This is a genomic window from Streptomyces sp. NBC_01244 (assembly GCF_035987325.1).
Lineage (GTDB): Bacteria > Actinomycetota > Actinomycetes > Streptomycetales > Streptomycetaceae > Streptomyces.
In genome coordinates this window covers 4,318,450-4,343,338 of the sequence record NZ_CP108488.1, presented here as the reverse complement: position 1 = coordinate 4,343,338, position 24,889 = coordinate 4,318,450, and the positions used below count along the sequence as shown (strand labels likewise).

19 protein-coding genes and 1 pseudogene are annotated in these 24,889 nt (G+C 72.6%); 10 read left to right on the top strand and 10 right to left on the bottom strand.

The genetic code is table 11. The features are described 5' to 3' along the window. Positions 1 to 77: 77 nt before the first annotated feature. From OG247_RS19340 to OG247_RS19330, 3 genes are all read left to right on the top strand, one after another. Positions 78 to 377 (top strand): DUF2530 domain-containing protein, encoded by a 300-nt coding sequence (locus OG247_RS19340; protein ID WP_327253435.1) that lies wholly within the window; start codon positions 78 to 80, stop codon positions 375 to 377. 199 nt (positions 378 to 576) lie between these two features. Next, entirely contained in the window at positions 577 to 3,054 is a 2,478-nt protein-coding gene (locus OG247_RS19335; protein ID WP_327253434.1) for a cation-translocating P-type ATPase, read from the top strand. Between the two features lie 145 nt (positions 3,055 to 3,199). Further along, positions 3,200 to 4,501 carry a sulfite oxidase gene (locus tag OG247_RS19330; protein WP_327253433.1) on the top strand — a complete coding sequence of 434 codons (1,302 nt, stop codon included), beginning with the start codon at positions 3,200 to 3,202 and terminating at the stop codon, positions 4,499 to 4,501. Between the two features lie 59 nt (positions 4,502 to 4,560). On the opposite strand, the gene OG247_RS19325 is transcribed toward OG247_RS19330, so the two are convergent. Next, positions 4,561 to 5,745 carry an MFS transporter gene (locus OG247_RS19325; RefSeq protein WP_327253432.1) on the bottom strand — a complete coding sequence of 395 codons (1,185 nt, stop codon included), beginning with the start codon at positions 5,743 to 5,745 and terminating at the stop codon, positions 4,561 to 4,563. 87 nt (positions 5,746 to 5,832) lie between these two features. Here OG247_RS19325 and OG247_RS19320 point away from each other — a divergent pair, with 87 nt between their 5' ends. Next, a complete protein-coding gene (locus tag OG247_RS19320; protein WP_327253431.1) occupies positions 5,833 to 6,840 on the top strand; it encodes an ArsR/SmtB family transcription factor in 1,008 nt (335 codons plus the stop codon). Between the two features lie 31 nt (positions 6,841 to 6,871). On the opposite strand, the gene OG247_RS19315 is transcribed toward OG247_RS19320, so the two are convergent. After that, positions 6,872 to 7,435 carry a hypothetical protein gene (locus OG247_RS19315; RefSeq protein WP_327253430.1) on the bottom strand — a complete coding sequence of 188 codons (564 nt, stop codon included), beginning with the start codon at positions 7,433 to 7,435 and terminating at the stop codon, positions 6,872 to 6,874. A gap of 43 nt (positions 7,436 to 7,478) precedes the next feature. Further along, positions 7,479 to 10,748: a sacsin N-terminal ATP-binding-like domain-containing protein gene (locus OG247_RS19310; protein WP_442813340.1), complete on the bottom strand. Its 3,270-nt coding sequence runs from the start codon at positions 10,746 to 10,748 to the stop codon at positions 7,479 to 7,481. 122 nt (positions 10,749 to 10,870) lie between these two features. On the opposite strand from OG247_RS19310, the gene OG247_RS19305 reads away from it, so the two are divergent. Further along, entirely contained in the window at positions 10,871 to 11,455 is a 585-nt protein-coding gene (locus OG247_RS19305; protein ID WP_327253428.1) for a TerD family protein, read from the top strand. A 48-nt stretch (positions 11,456 to 11,503) separates the two neighbouring features. Here OG247_RS19305 and OG247_RS19300 read toward each other — a convergent pair whose 3' ends face one another. Both OG247_RS19300 and OG247_RS19295 read right to left on the bottom strand, forming a co-directional pair. Continuing rightward, a complete protein-coding gene (locus tag OG247_RS19300) occupies positions 11,504 to 12,148 on the bottom strand; it encodes a class F sortase (protein ID WP_327253427.1) in 645 nt (214 codons plus the stop codon). After that, positions 12,141 to 12,932, bottom strand: coding sequence for a hypothetical protein (locus OG247_RS19295; RefSeq protein WP_327253426.1), 792 nt, complete (start codon positions 12,930 to 12,932; stop codon positions 12,141 to 12,143). Before OG247_RS19295 ends, OG247_RS19300 begins: the two co-directional genes overlap by 8 nt. A gap of 362 nt (positions 12,933 to 13,294) precedes the next feature. Here OG247_RS19295 and OG247_RS19290 point away from each other — a divergent pair, with 362 nt between their 5' ends. Further along, positions 13,295 to 14,524 carry an IS30 family transposase gene (locus OG247_RS19290; protein WP_442813242.1) on the top strand — a complete coding sequence of 410 codons (1,230 nt, stop codon included), beginning with the start codon at positions 13,295 to 13,297 and terminating at the stop codon, positions 14,522 to 14,524. Positions 14,525 to 14,683: 159 nt separating this feature from the next. Here the strand turns inward: OG247_RS19290 and serC are convergent, their stop codons facing one another. Beyond that, positions 14,684 to 15,802: a phosphoserine transaminase gene (gene serC / locus OG247_RS19285; RefSeq protein WP_327253425.1), complete on the bottom strand. Its 1,119-nt coding sequence runs from the start codon at positions 15,800 to 15,802 to the stop codon at positions 14,684 to 14,686. Positions 15,803 to 15,880: 78 nt separating this feature from the next. Between serC and OG247_RS19280 the strand changes: the two genes are divergently transcribed. Continuing rightward, entirely contained in the window at positions 15,881 to 18,958 is a 3,078-nt protein-coding gene (locus OG247_RS19280; protein ID WP_442813338.1) for an FAD-linked oxidase C-terminal domain-containing protein, read from the top strand. 47 nt (positions 18,959 to 19,005) lie between these two features. Next, entirely contained in the window at positions 19,006 to 20,016 is a 1,011-nt protein-coding gene (locus OG247_RS19275) for an EamA family transporter (RefSeq protein WP_327253424.1), read from the top strand. 40 nt (positions 20,017 to 20,056) lie between these two features. Here OG247_RS19275 and OG247_RS19270 read toward each other — a convergent pair whose 3' ends face one another. After that, positions 20,057 to 21,337 carry an RNA-guided endonuclease InsQ/TnpB family protein gene (locus OG247_RS19270; RefSeq protein WP_327253423.1) on the bottom strand — a complete coding sequence of 427 codons (1,281 nt, stop codon included), beginning with the start codon at positions 21,335 to 21,337 and terminating at the stop codon, positions 20,057 to 20,059. 23 nt (positions 21,338 to 21,360) lie between these two features. Between OG247_RS19270 and OG247_RS19265 the strand changes: the two are divergent. Beyond that, positions 21,361 to 21,483: pseudogene (locus OG247_RS19265) on the top strand (IS200/IS605 family transposase); the annotation flags it as partial. Between the two features lie 445 nt (positions 21,484 to 21,928). Here OG247_RS19265 and OG247_RS19260 read toward each other — a convergent pair. Together OG247_RS19260 and OG247_RS19255 are read right to left on the bottom strand one after the other, a co-directional pair. Then, a complete protein-coding gene (locus tag OG247_RS19260) occupies positions 21,929 to 22,183 on the bottom strand; it encodes a hypothetical protein (protein WP_327253422.1) in 255 nt (84 codons plus the stop codon). Positions 22,184 to 22,250: 67 nt separating this feature from the next. Further along, complete coding sequence (locus OG247_RS19255; RefSeq protein ID WP_327253421.1) at positions 22,251 to 23,387, bottom strand: helix-turn-helix transcriptional regulator; 1,137 nt, start codon at positions 23,385 to 23,387, stop codon at positions 22,251 to 22,253. A gap of 105 nt (positions 23,388 to 23,492) precedes the next feature. Here OG247_RS19255 and OG247_RS19250 point away from each other — a divergent pair, with 105 nt between their 5' ends. Then, a complete protein-coding gene (locus OG247_RS19250) occupies positions 23,493 to 23,966 on the top strand; it encodes a hypothetical protein (protein ID WP_327253420.1) in 474 nt (157 codons plus the stop codon). Positions 23,967 to 23,987: 21 nt separating this feature from the next. On the opposite strand, the gene OG247_RS19245 is transcribed toward OG247_RS19250, so the two are convergent. Beyond that, positions 23,988 to 24,707: an HAD family hydrolase gene (locus OG247_RS19245; protein ID WP_327257541.1), complete on the bottom strand. Its 720-nt coding sequence runs from the start codon at positions 24,705 to 24,707 to the stop codon at positions 23,988 to 23,990. Positions 24,708 to 24,889: the final 182 nt, after the last annotated feature.

Sequence of the window (24,889 nt, the reverse complement as noted above, 5' to 3'; positions counted from 1 at the left end):
TTCAGTATGAACACATGAACGAAGGAGCGTCTATCTCCGCGCGTAGACCCTCCGCCGACCGGCCTAGACTTGTCCCCATGGCGAAATGGACTGCGCAGCACGAGGCCCCCGAGCCCCTCGAGGGTCCGATCGTCGGCACCGTCGCGGGCGGCACGATCATCTGGTTCGCCCTCTTCCTCCTCCAGCTCCCCTTCTACGGGTGGTTCGCGGACCGCGGCATGCTGTGGTGGGTGTGGACCTGCGCGGTCGGCGGGGTCCTCGGCCTCATCGGCCTCTGGTACGTCCGCGGCCGTGACGCGGCCCTGAAGCGCCACGCGGCCGAGCTGGCCGCCCGGAACGAAGACACCCCGGCGGGCCCGTCTCCCCAGGCGGGCTAGCCCGTCAAATCCAGCCTCGCCGGCGTTTGAGGCGCGGGGGTCCGGGGGCGGAGCCCCCTGGAAACGGCGCCGCACGTGCCCGGCGCGCCGCACCGGGTCGGGCGAAGGGGCTACCAGCGGACGATTCGACTCATCCCGAAGTCTGATCTTCATACCTTTCGGCGGGTGAACCGTTGGATCCCCCTTTACCGTCGAAACCATGACGGAGCGGGCACAGATCGAATCAGAGGGACCGGAGCCGGGCGCCAGCGTCGGCCCCGCACCCGCCGGGACCGCCATCGACGCGGGGGCCGAGCTCGATCCCGTACACCCGGTCCGACCGCCCGCACCCCGGTTCAAGCCGGCCGGGCTGACCACCGCCGAAGTCGCCGAGCGCGTCGCCCGCGGAGCCGTCAACGACGTCCCCGTCCGCAGCAGCCGCTCCACCGCCGACATCGTCCGTGCGAACGTCTTCACCCGCTTCAACGCCATCATCGGCGTCCTGTGGGTGGTCATGTTCTTCGTCGCCCCGATCCAGGACAGCCTCTTCGGCTTCGTGATCATCGCGAACACCGGAATCGGCATCATCCAGGAAATGCGCGCCAAGAAGACCCTGGACAGCCTCGCCGTCATCGGCGAGGCCAAACCCAGCGTCCGCCGCGACGGCCGCACCGCCGAGATCTCCACCTCCGAGATCGTCCTCGACGACGTCATCGAGCTCGGTCCCGGGGACAAGGTCGTCGTCGACGGGCTCGTCGGCGAGGCCGACGGCCTGGAGATCGACGAGTCCCTCCTCACCGGCGAAGCCGACCCCGTCCTGAAGAAGCCCGGCGACCCCGTCATGTCCGGCTCGTTCGTCGTCGCCGGCGGCGGCGCCTTCACCGCCACCAAGGTCGGCCGCGAGGCCTACGCCGCGCAGCTCGCCGAAGAGGCCTCCCGGTTCACGCTCGTCCACTCCGAGCTGCGCTCCGGCATCTCCACCATCCTCAAGTACGTCACCTGGATGATGATCCCGACCTCCATCGGCCTGATCATCAGCCAGCTGATCGTCAAGGACAACAACCTCAAGGACGCCATCGCCCGCACCGTCGGCGGCATCGTCCCGATGATCCCCGAAGGCCTGGTCCTCCTCACCTCCGTCGCCTTCGCCATCGGCGTCATCCGGCTCGGCCGCAAGCAGTGCCTGGTGCAGGAGCTGCCCGCCATCGAGGGCCTCGCCCGCGTGGACGTGGTCTGCCTCGACAAGACCGGCACCCTCACCGAGGGCGGCATGGACGTCACCGAGTGCCGCCCGCTCGGCGGCGCGGACGCCGCGTACGTCAAGAAGGTCCTCGGCGCGCTCGGCGAGAGCGACCCGCGCCCCAACGCCAGCCTCCAGGCGATCATCGACGCCTACCCCGACAGCGCCGAGTGGCGCTGCACCGAGTCGCTGCCCTTCTCCTCCGCCCGCAAGTACAGCGGCGCCAGCTTCAGCGAGGGCGACGGCGAGAACAACACCTGGCTGCTCGGCGCCCCCGACGTGCTGCTCCCGGCCGGGGACCCGGCCCTGGAGGAGATCAACGAGCTCAACGAACAGGGCCTACGGGTCCTCCTGCTGGGCCGTGCCGCCCGCGAACTCGACGACCCGGCCGTGGCCACCGGGGTCAAACCGACGGCCCTGATCGTCCTGGAGCAGCGGCTGCGCCCCGACGCCGCCGACACCCTGCGCTACTTCGAGGACCAGGACGTCAAGGCCAAGGTCATCTCCGGGGACAACGCCGTCTCGGTCGGCGCGGTCGCCGGGAAGCTCGGCCTGCCCGGCGCCGAGAACACCGTCGACGCGCGAAAGCTCCCCACCGACCAGGGCGCCATGGCCGAGGCCCTCGACCGGAACGCCGTCTTCGGGCGGGTCACCCCGCAGCAGAAGCGAGACATGGTCGCCGCCCTCCAGTCCCGGGGCCACACCGTCGCGATGACCGGCGACGGGGTCAACGACGTGCTCGCGCTCAAGGACGCCGACATCGGCGTCTCGATGGGCTCCGGCTCGGAGGCCACCCGGGCCGTCGCCCAGATCGTCCTCCTCAACAACAGCTTCTCCACCCTGCCCTCGGTGGTCGCCGAAGGCCGCCGGGTCATCGGCAACATCACCCGCGTCGCCACCCTCTTCCTCACGAAGACGGTCTACTCGGTGCTGCTGGCCGTGTTGGTGGTCTGCTCCCAGGTCGAGTACCCCTTCCTGCCGCGCCACCTGACGCTGCTGTCCACGCTGACCATCGGCATCCCCGCCTTCTTCCTGGCGCTGGCGCCCAACAAGGAGCGGGCCAAGCCGCACTTCGTGAAACGCGTGATGCGGTACGCGATCCCGGGCGGGGTCATCGCCGCCGTCGCCTGCTTCGTGACGTACGTGATCGCCCGCCACCACTACACCGGCCCGGACGCCCTCAAGGCCGAGACCAGCGCCGCGACGCTCGCGCTGTTCCTGACCTCGATGTGGGTCCTGGCGATCATCGCCCGCCCCTATACGTGGTGGCGGGTCGGCCTGGTCGGCGCGATGGGCGGGGCGTTCCTGATCGTGCTCGTCGTGCCCTGGCTCCAGGACTTCTTCCAGCTCAAGCTGGAGGGCGCCGCGATGCCGTGGACCGCCGTGGGCATCGCCGCCGTCGCGGCCGTCCTCATCGAGTTCACCTTCCGGTGGGTGAACCGCAAGTTCCCTGCCTAGAGGGCCACTTGAGGATCCAGCCGCCCTGACCGGGCCGGACATTGCGGCAGTGTTAAAGGTTCGTGGCCATCGTGAAGAGAGGCTCCCGCGCGCCGGGCCGGACTCCTAGGGTCCGTCTGAATCGCGATCAAGGGAGTGTCCCGCCATGCCCCTCGACCTGTCCGACGAGAGCCAGTACGACCGTGCGCGCCTGCGCCAGTGGGCGCGCGGCCGTGCCCGCTCGGCCGGAGTGGACCGCCGCGACCTGCTCAGGCTCTTCGCGGCGGGAGCCGCGGCCGGCACCCTCGGCCTGGGCGCCGCCGGGACGGCCGCAGCCGCCGGAACCACCGAAGCCGCGGCGGCCGCGGGCCCGACCGGAACCGCCGACCTGCCCGGGGTCGTGAAGCCGCTGCCGCCGGAGCTGTTCACGATCCGGGGTACGAACGCGGAAACGAAGTTCGCCGCCCTGCGCGGCACGGGCCAACTGACACCCCTGGACCGGTTCTTCGTCCGCAACCACACCGCCACCCCGCGCCTCGACAAGGACGCCTGGCGGCTGAAGGTGTGGGGCGACGCGCTGTCCCGGGGGCCGGTGGAGTTCTCGTACGACCGGCTGCGCGCGCTGCCCGCCGTCGAGCGGACGCTGTTCATCGAGTGCGCGGGCAACGGCCGCAGCTTCTACACCACCCAGCAGGGCCAGACGGTGGCCGGGACGGCGTGGACCCTCGGCGCGATCGGTGTGGCCCACTGGCGCGGGGCCCGGCTCTCGGACGTGCTGCGGCGGGCCGGGGTGACCCGCGAAGCCGTGGACGTACTGCCCCGGGGCCTGGACGACGAGGTGGTCACCAACGGCGTGAACCTGGGCCGGGTGCGGCGCCCGCTGCCGGTGTCGAAGGCGCTGGACGACGTGATCCTCGCGTACGAGATGAACGGCGAGCCGCTGCCGGCCGACCACGGCGGGCCGGTCCGGGTGGTCGTTCCGGACTGGATCGGGATCTCCTCGATCAAGTGGGTCGGGGACATCGAGGTGAGCGGGCAGCCGCTCTACACGCCGTGGAACACCGACCTGTACCGGCTGTTCGGGCCCGACCAGCCTCCGCAGGGCAGCGCGCCCCTGACCCGGCAGACCCTCAAGAGCGCCTTCGAGCTGGAGCTGGGCGCGACCGTGCCCGTGCACCGCCCGCAGCTGCTGACCGGACGCTCCTGGTCCGGAGCGGCCCCCGTGCACCAGGTGGAGGTCAGTACCGACGGGGGCGCCCGCTGGCGGCGGGCCCGGCTCCACGACGTTCCGCGCCGCGGCAGCTGGGTGCGCTGGTCGGTGCCGTGGACCCCGCGGACCCCGGGGGCGACCGCCCTGCTGGCCCGGGCCACGGACGCGACCGGGCGGACGCAGCCCGAGACGGCCGCCCACAACACCCAGGGCTACCTCTTCGACGGGGTCGTCCGCCACCCGGTCACGGTGGTCTGAGCCTTCCGCGACACCGGCCGGCTCGCCCCGGCCCGCTCGCCTCGGCCCGTTCGCCCCGGTCAGGCGGCCAGGGCGAGCTCCGCGCGGGCCGCGATCCGGGTGCGCAGGCCCAGGATCGCCACCGCGGCGAGCAGTCCGGCGACCAGGGCCCCCCACCACAGGGCGCCCGCCCCGACCCCGGTGTAGAGGGCGACGCCCAGGGTGAGGGCGGAGAAGCGGGCCATGCCCCAGGTCCAGCTGAAGGCGCCCTGGTAGCGGCCCCGGGCGTCGGCCGGGGCCAGGTCGGCCACCAGTGAGGCCGCGATGCCGGCCACGGCCACCTCGCCGAGCGACCAGACGACCACCGAGACCACGTACCCCGTGACGGAGTCCGCGAGCCCGGTCAGCGCCACCCCGGCGGCGATCAGGGCACTGCCGGCCGCCTGCACCGGGAGCTGCGGCAGTCCCGACAGCCTGGCCGTCACGAACGGCTGCAGGGCCACCACCAGGACGGCGTTGACCGCCGCCAGGGCCCCGTACACGACAGGCGAGAGCCCGCTGTCGCGGACGGCCAGCGGCAGCGCCACCTCGGTCAGCGAGTACACGAACAGCTGGATCCCGAGCAGCGGGAGCAGCAGGAGCAGCAGCCGGTCGCGCAGGACGACCCCGTAGCCCAGGCCCGTGGCCTTGGCCGGGGCGGTGCGGGCCGGCTCGCGCAGCCGGGTCGCGACCACGGTGGCGTAGACGAGCGCCGAACCGGCGTCGACGACGAAGAGCAGCCAGTACCCGTGCGCGGCGAGGAAGCCGCCGAGGACGCCCGCGACGGCCGTGCCGATGTTGACGCCCCAGTTGAACAGGGCGTACGCCCGCTGCCGCCAGCCGGTGTCCACCGCGTCGGCCAGCAGGGCGAACGCGGCGGGCGGGACGGTGGCCCCGGCGGTGCTGAGCAGCAGCGCGGAGGCGGCCATCGTCCAGATCCCCGGGGCCAGGAACAGCGCGCCCTGGGCGACGGCGGAGCCGATGAGCCCGATCAGCATGGTCGGACGGCGGCCGATCCGGTCGGCGAGCAGCCCGCCGACGGCCGGGCCGAGCAGGTGGCCGGCGCCGAGCGCGCCGAGCACGAAGGAAATGTCGGATCCGGTGATGCCCCGGTCGGCGAGGAGGAAGACCAGGAACGGGGTGACGAGGTAGCCGATCCGGTTGACGATCGAACCGGCGAACAGGGTCCAGACGAGCGGCGGGAGACCACGGAAGGAGGAGGGCATGGCAAGAGCCTGCGCCGGGACGGCCGCGGGCCCTATTGATTAAGGTGGGACCGAATCCAATGGGCAACGGCGGGGGTACGCGGGGTCATGGAATACGAACTGAACTTCTCCGCGGCGGACTTGGCGCAGACCCGCTTCGCCGTGTCGCCGATGTGGGAGGTCGTCACCAGTTACCGGCTGCTGAACGCCGAGACCGATCCGCCGCTGCACCGCCGCTGGGCCGAACAGGTGAGGCCCCGGCTGCAGCGCGCCGGCCTGGACCGGGGCTGGCTCGCCGCCCTGATCCCGGGCGGCGGCTACCTCGCGGACTTCCTCAACCCGACCCCGGCCGGCCCCTTCCCCGACCTGGCCGCGGAGCTGGCCGCGATCCGCGCCAGCAGCCCGGAGAACGTGCGCGCCGACCTGGCGACGATCGCGGCCAAATACCGTCCGGCGGATCGTCCGGCGGACCGGCCGTCCGCACGCCTCAGGCTGCTCCACGAGGACCCCGAAGCCGTCATGGAGAAGGTCACCGACGAGATCCAGGCCTACTGGGAACTCGCGCTCGCGCCCTACTGGCCCCGGATCCGCCAGCTCCTCGAAGCCGACGTGTTCCACCGGGCCCGGCAGGTCGCCGAGCACGGCTCCGCACACGTCCTCAACGAGCTGCACGACACCGTCAGTTGGGACGCCGGAACCCTGCGCATGGTCCGCACGCACTGCGCGCTGACCCGCGACCAGACCGGCCCCGGACTGCTGCTCGTGCCCTCCGCCTTCGCCTGGCCCCGGGTCCTGACCCGCTCGGTGGCCCCCGATCCGCTCCAACTGGCCTACCCGGCCCGGGGGATCGGCACCCTCTGGGAGCCCCGCGCCACCAAGGCCACCGACGCGGTGGCCGCCGTACTGGGCCGCTCCCGCACCCTGCTGCTCGCCGAACTCGACACCCCGGCCTCCACCACCCAACTGGCCCGGCACAGCGGCCTGTCCGCAGCCGCGGTCTCCCAGCACCTCACGGCCCTGCGCGACGCGGGCCTGGTAACCGGCCACCGCGCGGGCCGCTCGGTGCTGTACGCCCGAACGGCCATCGCGGACGCGCTGCTCACGCCGGTGGGGTGAGCGCAGGCGCGGCGGCCCCGGAGAATCCCGGTTACAGAGGCGCCGTCTCCACCCTGCCGGTGAACCGGCCGCCCACTCGATCGGCGAGCCAGGTGATGCGATCGGTGTCGAAGGCGGCGTTCTGGACGTGCACGTGGACGGTGTGGTCCTGCGAGGGCTCGCTCTGGTAGAGGTCCCGGGAATTCACGGTCAGCGTGAGGTACGCGTATTTCTGCGAGACCCGTTCCAGCCCCGCTTCGGGAACGGCGGGCCAAGCGTCGAGATCCCACCGGACCGCAGCGAGATCCGACCCCAAGGCGTCGATGAAGGGCTCGGCGCGGTCCAGCGGACGGCACCAGTCGAACACTCGGATCGGGAGGCACTGCGCCGGGTCGTCTCCGGCCTCCGAGGAGCCGTGCGCCTCGCCGGCCGACGACCACACGAGGTCGGGCAGTGCGCGACGTACGCGCGCCAGGACATCCGCCGACGTGATCGAGGCTTCGAAGTCGACCTCTGCCTGATCGACGCCCGAGATGTCCAGCAGCGTACGCACCGCGCGTATCGCTTCTGGCAGGTCGGCGGTCGTGAGGACGGCAGCCGCATCGGAGTTGCTCATACCGCAACCCTATGACGCCCTCACGGACCGGCCCGGGCGGGTCCTAGTCGAACCAGCGGTCCCGGGCCAGCTCCGCCGTCCGCGACGGGTCCTCCAGCAGGGCCGCCACCTCGAAGCGGCGCGGCCACTGGCCCGCCGCCCAGGCGAGGGCCGCCGCGACGCCCTCCAGGGTGGAGGCGTGCAGGATGCCGTCCGGGGTGCGGCGCCAGTCGAGCTCGACGCCGCCCGCCAGGAGTTCCTCGTGCTCCACGTAGCTCTTCGGGGTGGCCGGGCCCAGGAGCTGGTGCACCGATGCGGGGACCTCGTGCTCCTCGCCCTCGGTGGTGACCTCCGCCGGGAACGTCTCCGAGAGGCGCCGGACCTGGAACAGCTCCGCCAGGTCGGCGGCCCGGGACGGGGCCACCGGCAGCAGCGGGAGCCCGGCCGTCAGGGGGAGCAGGTCGGGGGCGTCCGCGATCAGCGCCTCGGCCGCGTCCACCACGACCACCTCGCCGTCCACGACCGCGCGCAGCTCGTCGGGCAGGGTGACCTGTTCGGGGTCCAGCTCGGCCAGTGCCCCGTACAGGCCGTGCAGTTGGCGTCCACCGACCTCCCGGTCCGGGTCGGCGAGGCGGCCCAGCAGCTCGGCGGCGCCGCCCGGCTCCTCCAGTAGGGCGGGCACGGTGGTGCGTACGCCCAGGGCCCGCAGCACCTGCTCGTCCTCGAAGCCGGTGGCGTCCGCCGGGGTGTAGAGGCCCGCCAGCAGCGGGTCGCCGCCCGCCGAGCGCAGGCCGGCCGGGCGGCGGCCGTCCAGGACCGGGTGGTCGCGCAGCCACCAGGCGGTGTACGAGCGCACGGAGCGGGTGGTGCCGTCCGGGAGCAGGACCCGTACCGGCTGGGTCAGGGCGTCGCGCAGCGGGGGCTGGGCCAGCATGGCCAGGGCCTGGGGCCAGCAGTCGTCGTCCACCAGGTCGAGGTCCCGTACGGCGACCAGCTCGGTGGCGACCGGCGGTACGGGGGTGTCGGGGAGCTGGTCCAGGAGGTCCTCGCACCAGACGTCCACGGCGTCGAGCAGACCGGCGTCATCGGGCTCCGCGAAGTCCCCGTCACGGGGCTCCAGTTCGTCGGGATCCAGGACCACGTCGGTGGCGCGGACCAGCTGGAAGGTGGCGAGGACGCCCACGGCGGTGAGGGTCCGCTCGTCCCAGCGCTCCACCAACTCGGCGTCCACGTACGGGATCTCGTCCTCGCGAACCACGGAGGCCAGCGGGGAGCCGGGCAGCAGCAGCTCGCCGGCCGGGGTCGGCTCGCCGTCCTCGTCGGGCAGGGCGAGCGCGCCCAGCCACGGCTCGTCGCCGGGGGAGAGCTCGGCGTCCCGGACCAGGCCGAGGACGATGTCGGCCAGTTCCTCGGGGTCGAGGGCGTCCTCGTCCCAGATCTCCCCGGCGTCCAGGGAGGCCGCGACGGCCGCCCGCACCTGCGGGGTGGTCAGGACGGCGCGCGGGCTCGCCGGGAGCGCGCCGAGCTTCTCCAGCAGCGGGTGCACCGCGTCGGGGTGGGCCACCTTGAGGCCGAGCCGGGCCAGGCTCTGCGGCGTGCCCGACCGCGGGGCGTCCGCGCCGGGCAGCAGCAGGTGCCGGGGCCCGATCGCGGTGCGGCCGTCGGCCAGCGGCACGGGGAGGCCGGAGAGCCGGTCGGGGTCGACCCCGGCGAGGCTGTCGTAGAGCCGGTACCACCATTCCGGGGTCCGCTCGATGCCGGCGATCCGCTCGATGGCCTCGCCCAGCGGCAGCCGGCCCACGCCCAGGGTGCGCAGTTCGGGGCGGCGCTCCAGCCCGGCCGGGAGCAGGGTCGGCAGCACCTCCGCGAGGACCCGTACGGTGTCCGCGCCCGCACCCTCCACGACCTCGGCCTCGAAGGGGCGCAGGGCGGCCCGCTCTTCGGCGTTCTCAGCGTTCTCGGTGGACTCGGTGGACTCGGTGGACTCGGTGGACTCGGCGGGTGCGGCGGGTGCGGCGGGCGCGAGGAAAGCGGTACGGGGCAGGCGCGCGATGACGGCGGCGCGCAGCGCCCCGTCGAGCTCGCCCCTGCCGAGCGGGCCCGGTACGAGGTCCACGAGCGCGGTGCTCACCGGGTTCCAGGAGCCCAGGAGTTCGGCGTAGGCGTCGGCCGCGCGCTCCACGAGGAAGTCGGTCAGCGGCCCCGGCGCGGGGTGCCGGCGGGTGGTGTCCAGCGGCAGGGTCGCGATGAGCAGCGCGGGGATGCCCAGGGGTTCGTCGGTCGGGGTCGGCGCGTGCACCACGGCGGCGGTCACGGGGCGGACCGGGGCGCCTTCGGCGTCGACGGGCACGGACCAGGACACCGCCCAGACGGGCCGCAGCCGTTCCTCGACGGGCCGGTCGGCGAGCAGCGCCTTCTCGATGGGGCCGGAGTGGCGGACGGTGCGCCATCGCCTGCGGCCGGACGCGGTGTCCGAGGCGGAGTCGGCGATGACGGTGTACGGGCCTTCGGTGCGCCGCGTCAGTGTCCGCACGCCCCCGGTGGGGGTGTCCACGACGACCTCGGCGAGCCCCGGCAGGGTCAGCAGCAGGGCGTCGTCCACGGCGGCGAGCAGCCGACCGGCCAGCTCCTCGGCGGCGGCGTCGCGCAGCGGGAGGACCACGACGGTGTCGTAGCCCTCGGGCGCGGTCCCCTCCGCGGGCAGCGGGAGGCGCAGCAGAGGGACGTGGCCGTCGCGGCGGCGCAGTTCCTCACCGAGCCCGGAGCTGCCGACGGCCGCTCCCCGGGCCAGCTCGCGGGCCTCGGCCAGGGACCAGCGCACGCCGCCGTGCCGGCCGAGGACGGCGGGCTCGTCGGAGACGGCCAGGACGGCGGCGAAGCCGACGCCGAAGCGGCCGACGCTGCCGGAGGAGTCGTCGCGCTTGGCGGAGGCGCGCAGCGTGGACAGCGATTCCACGCCGGTGGCGTCGAGCGGGGAGCCGGTGTTGGAGACGGCGAGCAGCGCGTGCCCGTCGGGCTGGTCGGTGCCCGCGTGCAGGGTGAGCCGCAGCCGGCCGGGGACCCCGGCGCGGGCGGCCGCGTCGGCGGCGTTCTGCGCGAGCTCGACGACGAGCCGGTCGCGGTAGCCGCCGAGCGCCAGGTCCTCCTCGGCGTTGGCGTCCTCGCGGAAGCGGGCCGGGCCGGAGCCCCAGGCGCCGAGCACCCCGCGCCGCAGCCGGGCCGTGCCGAAGGGGTCCACGCCGTCCTGGGCCGCCGTCACTCGCACGCTCACGCTGCTGCCTCCAAGCTGTACTGCGATGTACTGCGCCGTACCGCGTACCGCGCCGTACGGCATCCGCGGAACACCGGATGCCGAGGCCCTGAAGGTATCGCGTGCGTCGAGCGGCTCCGCAAACGAACCGGCTTCAGGCAGACTTCAGGGAGTCGGTATGGCACTGCTATTTGTGAGGATTGCGCATGATCACGCTCACCAAGGAAGACGGCCCCGCGGACCTGGGCGGCGTAACCCACCTGTCCATCGGGGTCTCGTGGGACCCCACCGTGGGCAGCAGCGGCGGCCTGATGGGCAAGTTCAAGCGGAAGATGGGGACCGACCTGGACCTGATCGCGATCGCCATGCAGGGTGCGGATCCCGTCCGCCTCGCGGGTCTCGACTCCCTGGACCCCATGGGCAACGGCTCGCTGCTCCACAGCGGGGACAACCAGACCGGCCACGGTGACGGCGACGACGAGACGGTGACCGTCGAGTTCTCCCGGGTACCGGGCAACGTCACGTCCATCGTCTTCGTCGCCGCCGCGTACAAGAAGGGCAGTTCCTTCCAGAGCGCCCGCAACATCAGCTTCAAGGTGTACGACGGCACGGGCGGCAGCACCCAGCAGGTCGCCGACATCTGGCCGAGCCTGCTCGGGAGCGACAACGGCTGCGCCGTGGCCAAGGCGGTCCGGGACGGGGCGGGCTGGAAGCTGCACGTCATCAACGAGACCGGGAAGATCAAGCCGGGGGACGAGCAGGCCCTCATGCGCTTCGCCGTCGCGAAGTAGTCGCCTGATCAGATAGTCCCCTGATCAGGTAGCCGCCCGATCAGGGGGCTATTCCTTCCCCACGAGGTGCGCGAACACCACGACGTTGGCGTCCCAGTGGCGGTCCTTGGTGAGGTTGCCGCCGCAGGTGATGACGCGGAGCTCGGCCTTGCCGTGGGTGTCCCCGTAGACCTTGTCGGTCGGGAACCGGTCCTTCTTGAAGGTGTCGACCTCGTCCACGGCGAAGACGGCGGTGGAGCCGTCGTCCCGGTGGACCTCGATCTTCTCGTCCTTCTTCAGCTTCTTGAGGTTGTAGAAGACGGCCTCGGGCACCTGGGGCGTGTCCATGTGCCCGACGATGGTGGCCGCGCCCTTCTCCCCGGGGGTCGGGCCCTCCTTGTACCAGGCCGCGTCCTTCGGCTTGTCGAAGTCGGGCTCCTTCATGGCGCCCTGGGCGTCGAGTCCGACGGTGTCGAGCGGGGCGTCGACCTTGATGTCGGGGATCACGATGCGGTCCGGGACGGAGGCGTTCAGCACCGAGGCGGTCTTGGCGGTGGCCGGGTCGTTCTCGACCGCGCCGCCGGCGGCGTCAGCGCCGGAGGAGCAGGAAGAGATCAGGAGAACGGTGAGCGCCGAGGCGCCCGCCAGGGCGGCCGCGCGCAGTGCGCGGCCGCCCTGGCGGGGGGCGCGTTCAGGGGTGGACCGCTCAGCCATGGTTCGCGGCGTCCGAGGGGACCCAGCCGAGCGGGGCCTGGCCGGTGTTCACGGAACCCTTGGGGGTCTTGTGGTGGCTCGGGTCGACCGGCTTCGGCTTCGGGGTCGGGTTGACCGGGCCGGTGGCGTCGGTGGAGAACTTGACGGTGTCGAACTTCTTGCCGCCCGCGTAGGCCTCGACGCCGTAGTAGCCGGACTTGACGTCCTTGGCGACGACCGCGGTGCCGGTCCAGACGCCCTTGCCGTTGCTCTTCAGGCTGACCTGGCCGCCGAAGGCGTCGGACTTGACGAACGCGCTCTTCTCGTTCGCCGCGGTCTTGATGGTGACCTGGATCTTGTCGCCCGGCTTGCCGTTGTCCTTGGACAGGCTGACGGTGGACTCGGTCGGCTTCGGGGCGTCGGCCTTGACCGTGAGCTGCGCGGTGGCCTGGAGCTTCTTGCCGTCGGGGCCCGTGCCGGTGAGGGAGATGCCGTAGGTGCCGGCGGGGACCTCGGCGACGGTGGCCGTGGCGCCGCGGCCGTCCGTCATCTTGACGTCGTTCAGGGCCTTGGAGGAGATGGACAGGTTCGTCGAACCGTCCGGGACCTCCATCGAGAGCTGGACGGAGTCGCCGGCCTTGGCCGAGGAGACCGAGACCTTCAGGGCCACCGGGGCGGAGACCGTGCCGGTGGCGGGGCTGCTCGAAGCCGTCGGGGTGGAGTCGGCGGCGAACGCGACGGCGGGGGCTGCCAGGGCCATCGACGAGGCGAGGGCGATGGCCGAGAAGGTGAGTGCCTTGCGCATGGGGTTCCTCCTGAACGGGCCGGGGTTCGTTCCCGGCACACCAGACATGAGGGACATCCTGGGGCGGTTGGTTGCAGCGCTCGGAGGGGTCGGGAAGGGCCCCTGCCGAAGGTCCCGGGGCATAAAACCGCAGGCGGTGGAGGTGGTGGGGATCTTCTGTTTGCGGACTCTTTGCCCCGATTTTTGGGACCAAGGTCCCGGGGTTTCGGGGCGGGTGGCGGGCCACGGCCTTCAGGCCTCGTTCAGGACCGCCTCAGGACCGCCTCAGGACCCCTTCAGGCGGGCCGGCGGCAACGGCGAAGCCCCCGGTGACGAGGCTTGAGTTCTAGTGGTCGTCGCAACACCCCAGCTCAGGGGATGCGATGGATTTCAAGATCCGGGAGAACCGGGGACCAGGGGGCGGTGGCCGTCTGACGCGTGAGCGGGAGGCATACTCCCGGCTCATGCAGCAGGGCTACAGCAACAGAGAAGCCTGCCGGATCGTCGGTATCAACCTGCGGACCGGCAAGAGATGGCGCAACGGTTGGCACTCGCCGCCGTCTGGGAAGCCGAAGCCTCCGATCACCGTGGAGGCTTCGGCTTCTGGCGTATCCAGGTACCTCCGCGAAGAGGACCGCATCCACATAGCCGACCGACTGCGCGAGAAGGCGTCGATCCGCACCATCGCCGCCGAGCTGGGCCGCAGCCCCTCCACCATCAGCAGGGAGATCCGCCGCAACGGCATTCCCTCACGCGGCGACTCGTCCTGCTGGGCCTACCGGCCCCACGCAGCCCACCGCCGCGCCGAGCAACGGCGCCCCCGCCCCAAGCCCGGCAAGATCCGCCGGAGCGCCGAACTACGCCAGTTCATCCAGGCCCACCTCACACTCCGATGGAGTCCGGAACAGATCTGCCAGGCTCTGCAGGCACGGTTCCCCGCCCGGCCGGAGATGCACGTGGCCCACGAGACGATCTACCAGGCTCTCTACGTCCAGGGCCGCGGAGAGCTCCGCCGCGAACTCACCCGCGCCCTGCGGACGGGCCGGTCCCGCCGCCGGCCACACCGCCAGTCCTACAAGCGCAAGCCGCGCGCCATACCGAACATGGTGATGATCAGCGACCGGCCTGCCGAGGCCGCCGACAGGGCCGTCCCCGGCCACTGGGAAGGCGATCTCATCATCGGAAAGGACGGCAAGTCCGCGATCGGCACCCTCGTCGAACGCACCACCCGCTACGTGATGCTCGCCCACCTGCCCTTCGACCACACGGCGGCCAGCACCCGGGACGCGCTCGTGGAGACGGTGAAGACTCTCCCGCCCCACCTGCGGCGATCCCTGACCTGGGACCAGGGCGTGGAGATGGCCGCCCACCAGGCATTCACCGTCGCCACGAACATCCCGGTCTACTTCTGCAACCCGGCCAGTCCCTGGCAGCGCGGCTCCAACGAGAACACGAACGGCCTGCTGCGGCAGTACTTCCCCAAGGGCACCGACCTGTCCCGGCACACGCCCCAGGACCTGGCCACCGTCGCCGCCGAACTCAACGGGCGCCCACGCAAAACGCTCGGCTGGGAAACCCCAGCCGAGCGCCTGTCTAAACTGCTCGCGGCCTGATCAACCGACCACGTGTTGCAACGACCCCTCGAATTCACCAGGTGTCACCGGGGGCTCCGGAGCGTGTCGGACGGGTGGGACCGCAACGGCCCGACCGGATGGGTCAAGCCGTATGGGTCCGACCGTATGGGTCCGACCGTATGGGTCAGGCCGTATCGGTCAGAGGTTCTCGATGACGTAGTCGACGCACGCGGTGAGCGCCTGCACGTCCGCCGGGTCGATCGCCGGGAACATCGCGATACGGAGCTGGTTGCGGCCGAGCTTGCGGTAGGGCTCGGTGTCCACGATGCCGTTGGCGCGCAGCACCTTGGCGACCGCCGCCGCGTCGATGTCGTCCGAGAAGTCGATCGTGCCGATGACGGCCGAGCGCTTGGCGGAGTCCGCGACGAAGGGGCTGGCGTACTTCGACGCCTCGGCCCAGCCGTACAGGTGGGCCGCGCTGGCCGACGTACGGCCGGTCGTGAACTCCAGACCGCCCTGGCTGTTCATCCACTCCAGCTGCTGGTCCAGCAGGAAGAGGGTGGAGAGCGCCGGGGTGTTGTACGTCTGGTTCTTCAGCGAGTTGTCGATCGCCGTCGGCAGCGAGAAGAACTCCGGGATGTGCCGGCCGGAGGCGTGCACGCGGGCCGCGCGCTCCAGGGCCGCCGGGGAGAACGCCGCCAGCCACAGGCCGCCGTCGGAGGCGAAGGACTTCTGCGGGGCGAAGTAGTAGACGTCGGTCTCGGTGATGTCCACCGGCAGACCGCCGGCGCCCGAGGTCGCGTCCACCAGGACGAGGGAACCCTCATCGGCGCCCGCGACGCGCTTGATCGGCGCCGCGACACCCGTCGAGGTCTCGTTGTGGGTGTACGCGTACACGTCCACGCCCGCCTCGGCCACCGGGTCCGGGTGGGTGCCCGGGTCGGAGGAGATCACCGACGGCGCGTCCAGCCACGGCGCGGACTTCGCGGCGCCGGCGAACTTGGAGGAGAACTCACCGAAGGTGAGGTGCTGCGACTTCCGCTCGATGAGACCGGCGGTCGCGATGTCCCAGAAGGCGGTGGAGCCGCCGTTGCCCAGGATCACCTCGTAGCCCTCGGGGAGGGAGAAGAGGTCCCGGAGGCCCTGGCGAACCGATCCGACCAGGTTCTTGACCGGAGCCTGACGGTGGGAGGTTCCGAGCAGGGAGGTACCGGTGGCGGCGAGGGCGTCCAGCGCCTCGGTCCGCACCTTGGAGGGGCCCGCGCCGAAGCGTCCGTCGGCGGGCTTGATGTCAGCGGGAATCTGGATCTCGGCCACGAGCCGAGCGTATCGGGTCCGGGTCCACGCTTTGGAGCCGCGTCCACCCGATGAGATGACGCGAGTGGATGCGAGTAGATGCGAGCCGATGCGAAACGGGCGGGATCCGGTGGGAGGCTGTCCGCCGTGACGTCTCCCGGTGAACTCGAACGGACCTTGCGCGAGAACCTGCGCGGAGAGGTCGACTTCGGCGCCGCCGCCCGCGCCCTGACGACGATGGACGCCTCGAACTACCGGCGCGTCCCGGTCGGCGTCGTGGCCCCGCGCGACGCCGAGGACGTGGCCGCCGCGCTCGCGGTGTGCGCCGCGGCCGGGGTCCCCGTCGTCCCGCGCGGCGGCGGCACCTCCATCGCGGGCCAGGCGACGGGCGTCGGCGTCGTCCTCGACCTCACCCGCCACATGAACGCCCTGCTCTCCCTGGACCCGGCCGCCCGCACCGCCGTGGTCCAGCCCGGCCTGGTCCTCGACCGGCTGCGCGACGCGGCCCGCCCGCACGGGCTGACCTTCGGGCCGGACCCCTCCACCCACTCCCGGTGCACGCTCGGCGGCATGATCGGCAACAACGCCTGCGGGGCCCACTCGGTGGCCTGGGGAACCACCGCCGACAACGTCGCCGAGCTGTCGGTCACGGCGTACGGCGGCGCCTCCCACCGGCTCGGCACCGGCTGGGAGGGCGCGCCGGGCGGGCTGCGCGAGCTGGTGTCGGGGAACCTGACCGCGCTGCGCACCGGCATGGCCGGCGGCTTCTCGCGGCGGATCTCCGGCTACGGGGGCCTGGACGCGCTGCTCCCCGAGCGGGGCACCGAGGTGGCCCGGGCGTTCTGCGGGAGCGAGGGCACGCTCGGCGTGGTGACCGAGGCCCTGGTACGGCTCGTCGAGCTGCCGGCCGCCCCGGCGCTGGCCGTCCTCGGGTACGCCGACGAGAGCGCGGCCGCGGAAGCCGCCGTGGGGCTGCTGCCGCACGGGCCGCTGACCGTGGAAGGGATGGCGGCCGACCTGGTCGGCGCGGCCGCCGCCGGGCTCCCGCGGGGCGGGGCATGGCTGTTCGCCGAGATGCGCGACGAGGGCGCGGCGCGGGCCTTGCTCCGGGCCTCCGACGCGGTGGACGCCCTGCTGCTCACCGACCCGGCGGCGCAGCGGGCCCTGTGGCGGATCCGCGAGGACGCGGCGGGCACGGCCACCCGGATGCCCGACGGGACCATGGCCTGGCCGGGCTGGGAGGACTGCGCGGTACCGCCCGCCCGGCTCGGCGCCTACCTGCGGGAATTCCGGGCCCTGCTGGCGCAGCACGGGCTGCGCGGATCCCCGTACGGCCACTTCGGCGAGGGCTGCGTCCACGTGCGGATCGACTTCGACCTGGTGACACCGCCCGGCGTGGCCCGCTTCCGGGCCTTCTCCTCGGACCTCGCCGACCTGGTGGTCGCCCACGGGGGCTCCCTGTCCGGGGAGCACGGCGACGGGCAGGCGCGGGCCGAGCTGCTGCCACGGATGTACGGGCCTTCGGTGATCGGCCTCTTCGAGTCCTACAAGCGGCTCTGGGACCCGGCGGGCGGCATGAACCCCGGCATCCTGGTCCGCCCCGCACGCCTCGACGAGAACCTCCGCTTCTCCTCCCTCCCGCCGTCCCTGCCCTTCGCGGGGGAGGTCGCGCGGTGCGTCGGCGTCGCGAAGTGCCGGTCGACGGAGGTCGGGGGGCCGGGGGTGATGTGCCCCTCGTACCGGGCCACGGGGGAGGAACGCCACTCCACGCGGGGGCGGGCCCGGCTGCTCCACGAGATGCTGGCCGGGGAGATCGTGACCGGCGGCTGGCGCTCCGCGGAGGTCGCCGAGGCGCTGGATCTCTGCCTCGGCTGCAAGGGCTGCCGCAGCGACTGCCCGGTGGGGGTCGACATGGCCTCCTACAAGGCGGAGTTCCTCCACCACCACTGGGCGGGCCGGCTGCGCCCGCTCTCCCACTACGCCCTGGGCGGGCTGCCGGCCTGGCTCCGCCTGATCGCGGCCCTCCGCCTGGCCGGCCCCCTGAACCTGCTGTCCCGCTTCCTCCGCGTCCCCGGGCTGGAGCGGTCCCGGCCCCTTCCGCGGCTGGCCCGGACCCCGTTCACCCGCGGGTGGCAGGCTCCGGCCCGCGCCGCGGGGGGAGGTCCCCTACCCGCCCTTCGCCCGTTCCCCGGGGCTGCGCCCCGAACCCCCTGGGGCTCCGCCCCGGACCCCGCGCCTCAAGCGCCGGCGAGGCTGAAATGGCGCTCTGCGCCATCCAGCCCGCCTCGGCTGAATCCAGCCCCTCCGGCGTTTGAGGAGCGGGGGTCCGGGGGCTGGCCCCCGGGAACGGCGCCGCACCCGGCAACGGGTCCGGGCGGAGCCCGGGGAACGGGCGAAGGGCGGGTAGGGGACCCAGCCCCGCAGGGCACGCCCGGGTCCGGGACCGCTCCCCTCGTCACGGTGTGGCCGGACACCTTCACGGAGTACCTCGCGCCCGAGGCCGGCCACGCCGCAGTCCGGGTCCTGCGGGCCGCCGGCCTGGAGACCGCCCTGCCGAAGGGCCGCGTCTGCTGCGGGCTGACCTACATCTCCACCGGCCGCTTCGACGCCGCCCGCAGGGTCCTGCGCCGCACCCTGGACGCCGTAGGCGACCCGCAGGGACCCGTCACCGTCCTCGAACCGAGCTGCGCGGCAGCGCTCCGCACCGATCTGCCCGCCCTCCTCCCGGAGGACCCCCGCGCACCCCGTCTCGCAGCGGCCGTCCGAACCTTCGCCGAGACGCTCGAGGAGTACGCCCCGCACTGGCAGCCGCCCCGCCTCGACCGGCCCGTCGCCGGCCAGACCCACTGCCACCAGCACGCCGTCCTCGGCGACGCCGCCGACCGCAGGCTGCGCGAGCGCGCCGGGCTGGCGGGGGAGCTCAGCGGCGGCTGCTGCGGCCTCGCGGGCAACTTCGGCTTCGAGCCCGGCCACCACGAGGTCTCCGTGGCCTGCGCCGAGGAACAGCTCCTGCCGTCGCTGCGGACGGCCGCCGCGGGCACCGAGGTGCTGGCGGACGGGTTCTCCTGCCGGACCCAGATCGCGCAGCTGGCCGGCGGCCGGGCCCGGCACCTGGCGGAGGTCTTGGCGGACGGCCTGGCGGAGGGCCTGCCGCAACCGGACGTAAACCGGATGTAAGGCAAAACACGGACGCACGCTCCTTACGGACCCCCTAATCTGGATAAATGCCCGCACCCTCCTCACCCACGAGCACCGCCACGTCCGCCGCCACGTCCACCGAGCCCTCGCACGCCACGGCAACCACCACCGTCCCCGCCCCCGCGGACGGCTCCTTCAGGGCCCGCTTCGGCCCCGTCGCCCTGGTGGTCACGGCGGGCGTCTCGGTGCAGTTCGGCGCGGCCCTCGCGGTGATGCTCATGCCGCGGGCGGGCGCGGCCGGAGTGGTCACGCTGCGGCTCGCCGCCGCCGCGCTGGTGCTGCTGCTCGTCTGCCGGCCCAAGGTGCGCGGGTACTCCCGCTCCGACTGGTCGACCGTGGTGTGGTTCGGCGTGGCCATGGCCGGCATGAACGGGTTCATCTACCAGGCCATCGACCGCATCCCCATGGGCCCCGCCGTCACCCTGGAGGTGCTGGGCCCGCTGGTGCTCTCCGTCGTGGTCTCCCGCCGCCTGCTCAACCTGGTGTGGGCCGGGCTGGCGCTGGCCGGCGTCGTCCTGCTGTCCACCCACGGCGGAGGCGGCCTCGGCGGGCTCGACCCGCTGGGCGTGGCCTTCGCCCTCGCGGCGGGCGGCATGTGGGCGGCGTACATCGTGTTCAGCGCCCGGACCGGCCGCAGGTTCCCGCAGGCCGACGGGCTGGCGCTGGCGATGGCCGTGGCCGCCGTACTGTCCCTGCCGCTCGGCGTGATCGAGGCCGGCTCGGCCATGCTGCGCCCCAGCACCCTGCTCCTGGGCCTCGGCGTGGCGCTGCTGTCCTCGGTCCTGCCCTACACGCTGGAACTGCTCGCCCTGCGCAGGCTCCCGGCGCCGACCTTCGCGATCCTGATGAGCCTGGAGCCCGCGATCGCCGCGATGGCCGGGTTCCTGATCCTGAACCAGGCACTGTCGGCGCTCGACGCGGCGGCGATCGCGCTGGTCATCGTGGCGAGCATGGGCGCGGTCCGCTCGCAGACCCGGCCGCGGAACGCTTCCGCTGCTCAGGCCGTCGTCGAGGGGGCCGGCGCGGGCAGGAACTGATATTGAAGTGCTCTCCCGGCTGGGGCTGGGAGATTCCTGCTTACCTTGCGGTGGCAGGCTTGACGCGCTTGGCGCGTCTGACGACTGCCCTCCCGGCAGCCGGGATGAGCGCGAGGCCCATCCGGTACAGGTGCAAGACGTTCCGGGCCGCATTCCCATCGGCGTTGCCCGACCACCCGCAGTCCGGGTTCTTGCAGACGAACACGGCCTGGGACTCCCGGCTGCCGGGTGTGGTCAAGCCGCACGCTGAGCAGCGCAGGCTGGTGCCGGGGGCGGGGACCTTGTGCAGGGTTCCGCCGTGCCGGGCGGTCTTGTACGTCAGCATGGTGAATGTCCGGCCCCATGCCTCCCCGCTGATGGAGCGGTTCAGCCCGGATTTCTGGGCGACGTTCCTTCCCGGCTGGTCGATGGTTCCCTTGGCGGACTTGACCATGTTCGTGATGGTGAGTGCTTCGACCACGACGGTGCAGTAGGCGCGGGCGATGGTGGTGGTCGTCTTGTGCTGCCAGTCCAGGGCCCTGCGCTTGGCTTTCGCGCGGAGTCCTGCGATCTGGTCGTAGGTGTGGCGCAGCCGGTGGCTGGTGTACTCGCCGGGCTTGCGGTGCTGCTTGCGCTGGGCGGCGCGCTGCTCCAGACCCAGGAGTCTGGCCTGCTCCGGGCCGGTCAGCCACTCGTCGTGCTCGTACGTCTCACCGTTTGAGAGGGTGATGGGCACGCTGGCGCCCACGTCGATGCCGACGTCCGGCCCCTGATGGGGTGCGGGCGTGGCTTCCAGGGTCTGGATGCGGAAGGCGATGTGCCAGCCGAGTGCATCCTTGATCAGCCGGGCTCCGGTGATCCGGTTCTCCGCGTTGGCGCGCTTGCCCACGGGCAGGTCTTTGGTCCACCGGAAGCGGACCCGGCCGATCTTCGGCAGGTCGGCCATGCCCCACCTGCGATGCACGCGGATAATGTTCAGGTCCCGGCCCTGCGGGACGTCCACGGACATCACCGTGCGCAGCCGGCCCTTGAAGTTCGGGGCGTCGGCCCGGCCGTCCCAGCAGTTCTTCCATGCCTGGAAGTACGTTTTCAGCACCGCTTGCGCGGCCTGCGCGGGAAGAACAGCAAGAAAGTCGATGTCGCCCCGGGCCTGGCGGATCGCTGCATCCGCGTTCGCCAGGGTCCGCTTCTCCTTCGGCATCATCCGCCACCACGCATGCAGCAGGTTCCACATGGTGCGGGCCGCGTGCGCCTGATCATCTGCCTTGCGAACCCCGGCAGGCGACAGCGCGAGCCGGGAACGGTGCCCGAACTGTCGCTTGACCAGGGTGTCTTGGCTCACGATCGGGAACCTAGCAGTGGTTTATGTCGACGAGCTGGAATCCTCATCCCGATGTCAGAACCGGGCGTCATGTTGTCTGCCACCTGCACGTTCACTTGGTTTTCGTGGCCAAGTACCGGCGGAAAGGGTTCACTGACGCCATATCGGATGTCCAGCTTGGCGAGCTGCGCCTGGAAGCTGCTGTCGAGCCGGGCGACCTCCGTCCGGAGGGTCTCGTCGAGCCGGGTGACCTGCGCCTCGACCACGTCGAGCTTGCGCAGGCGGTCGATCTCCAGCAGGAGGAACACGGTGACCGTGCTCAGGATGAGCAGGGTGACCTTGGGGAGCGCACCCCCGGGAGCGAGTGCGTCGAGCCAACCGAGGAGGTCCGCGATCAGGACCACGACGCCCGATGCGGACATCAGGGCCAGCGCGATCCGTTCCACCCGATAGCGAACGTCGACACTCATGTCGCTCCAGCCCCCGTGCCCGGTACCTCGTACCTCGTGCCCGTCGTGGTCGGCGATGACGCTATACCGACTCCCGTCGTTCCAGGGAGGTTTGAGTGGCGCCTGGGGGTGTGTGGGGCGAGTTCAGGCCGCGCCGGTGCGGTCAGTTCCAGATGATGTCGTCGGCCGGCAGGGGCGTCACGTCGGCGTGCTGGACGTTCGCCTCGACGTGGGTCGTCCCGGTCGGCCAGTCCGCGGCCCAGGCGGAGAGCGAGAAGCCGGAGCCGGACCCCGAGGCGGAGCCCGAGCCGGGGGAGTCCCCGTCCGGGAAGTCCTGGCCCCAGCCGCTGGCCATGGCCACGCCCAGCGCGAGGGCGCTCAACGCGGCCGTGGCGAAGTACATCCGACGAGTCGTCATGCGGGGAGCATCCCAGCCGCACGCCCCGGAGGGAAGGCCTCATCCGCACCGGTCCGTGGCCCAGCTCTCACCCCTGCCCGTCGGCGCCCGCGCCCGTGTTCTCAGCGGTCCCGTAGCCCTCGGCCGCCCCGCGGTCCCCCGCCGTCCCGTGGCTCGCAGCTGTCCCGTGGCTCCCAGCCGTCCCGTAGCCCCCAGTCGTCCCGTAGCGCGCCGCCGTCGCGGCGGCTGCCGCTCCGATGCGCCGGCGCAGGGCGGGCGGGGCGAGCACCTCCGCCTCCGCGCCGAGCTCCAGGAACTGCGCCTCCGCGCGGTCCTGCGACTCGATCGGCAGGACCGCCCGTGTCCACCCGGGCAGTCCGGGGTCCGGGGTCCCGGTGGCGGCCAGGGCCCTGGCCTGGGCGCCGGTCAGCCGGGCGGCCGCGCGCGCGGAGACCCGTACCTCCGCCTCCTCGGGGTACAGCCGCTCGTGGAACTCCGCCTGGCTGAGCCGCCAGTGGGCAGCCAGCTCGAAGCCGTCGGGGAGCGCGCATTCCTCGCCGGTCTCCCGTACTGCCAGGACCTGGTCCACGCGGTAGGTGCGCGGGGGTGCTGCGGTGCCTGTGGTGCCCGCCCTTCCGGCCGTGTCCGCCGTGTCCGCCGTGCCCGCGACCAGGTACCAGCGCCCCGCCTTCAGGACCAGCCCGTACGGGGCCAGCCGCCGGTCCACCTCGTGGGGTGCCTTCCAGCGCCGGTACCGGATCTCGACGACCCGCCCCCGCCACACCGCGTCGGCGATCCGCCCCAGGTGCGGGGTCTCCTCGTGCTCCGCGTACCAGCCGGGCGCGTCCAGGTGGAACCGCAGCCGCATCCGGTCGGACTGCGCGCGCAGCTCCGCGGGCAGGGCGGCGCGCAGCTTCAGTTGGGCGGTGGACAGGGCGCGGCCGAGGCCGAGTTCGGCGGCCGGTCCCGGCATCGAAGTGAGGAAGAGGGCCTCCGCCTCGCCCGGGGCCAGCCCGGTGAGGCGGGTGCGGTACCCGTCGAGGAGCTGGTAGCCGCCGCTGTGCCCGGCGTCGCCGTACAGCGGGACACCGGCGGCGGCCAGGGCCTCCGCGTCGCGGTAGACCGTACGGACCGACACCTCCAGCTCCTCGGCGAGCTCGGCGGCGGTCATCCGGCCGCGCGTCTGGAGCAGGAGCAGGATCGAGAGCAGCCGGCTGGACTTCACTTGGACTTCACTGACACATGATGTCAGTGGAGTGCTCCTACGGTTCCCCCATCAGCGCAGAGAACAGCGCAGAGCATCAGAGAACAGTTGTTGGGGAGACCGCACATGAACGACTTCGACTTCCTCGTCGGCACCTGGGACGTGTCCAACCGGTGGCTCGCCGACTTCCTGGACGGGGGCAGCGGCTGGGAGGAGTTCCCGGCGGTGTCCCGGGCCACCCGCCACTTCGACGGCGCCGCGAGCTTCGACGAGATCGAGTTCCCGACGAAGGGCTTCGCGGGGTTGACCCTGCGGCTCTACGAGCCCGAGCGCGAGCGGTGGACCCTCAACTGGTCCAGCCGCCGGACGGGCACGCTCTTTCCGCCCGTCACCGGACGGTTCGACCCGGCGACCGGGACGGGCGTCTTCCAGGGCGAGGACACCTACGGGGGCAAGGACGTCCTGGTGCGGTTCGTGTGGTCGCGTACGGACACGGACTCCCCGCGCTGGGAGCAGTTCTTCTCGGCCGACGGGGGCGAGAGCTGGATCCACAACTGGGCGATGGACTTCAGCCGCCGGGCGGCCGGCACCGCTGCTTGATCCCTTCTGCCCGGCCGCGCGTCACAGGAGCCCGAGGGGCCCGAGGGGCCCGAGCGCCGAGGCCAATCCGCTCGGCCGCTGCTCGACGGGCAGATGCTCGACCAGCCGGACCGGGCACCCCAGCGCCGCGGCCCCCGTATCGGCGACGGCGTCGTCGCCGACCATGAGCACGTCCGCGGGTGCCGTTCCGAGGGCTTCGCAGGCGACCCGGAACAGGCGGGGATCGGGCTTCTGGACCCCGTGCTCGAAGGAGAGCACGTACGCGTCGACGAACCGGTCGAACCCGTGGGCGCGGAACACGGGCCGCAGGTCCCAGCCGATGTTGCTGACGACGGCGACGGGGATGCCCCGCTCGCGCAGGGCGACGAGCGTGGCCGCGGTATCGGGGTAGGGCCGCCAGGCCGCGGGGATCCGGTGGCGCTCGTAGAGGGCGTCGGCCAGCTCCGCGGAGGGCAGCGGCACCTCGCGGGTGAGGGCGGTGTAGGCGGCCCGGTGCTGCTCGGGGCTCAGGTCCCGCTCCCGCCACAGCGGCTCCAGCCGGGCCGGCAGCCGCCGCGGCGAGGCGCCGCCCGGAAGGGCGCCCGCCTCTTCCAGCAGGGCGGCGCAGGCGGCGAGTTCGGCCTCGGGCAGGTCGACTCCGGCGTCCGTCACGACCGCGCGCAGCCAGTCCTCGGTGGGCTCGATGCGGAAGAGGGTGCCGGAGAAGTCGAACATCACGGCTTTGACCGAGCCCGCGAGCATGCCCGGGTCCCCGGCCGCGCCCCTGTCCCCGACCACGTGGATCTCCCTGCCTTTGCGTTCGGCCATGACGTGGATCCTCGCCGCGGGCCCCCGCCCCGCGCAAGCCCCGCCCGCCGGCCAGGCCGGCTGCTCCAAATCCCCGGCCATTCACCTCCGTTCATGTCCTCCGACAAATAATGCAA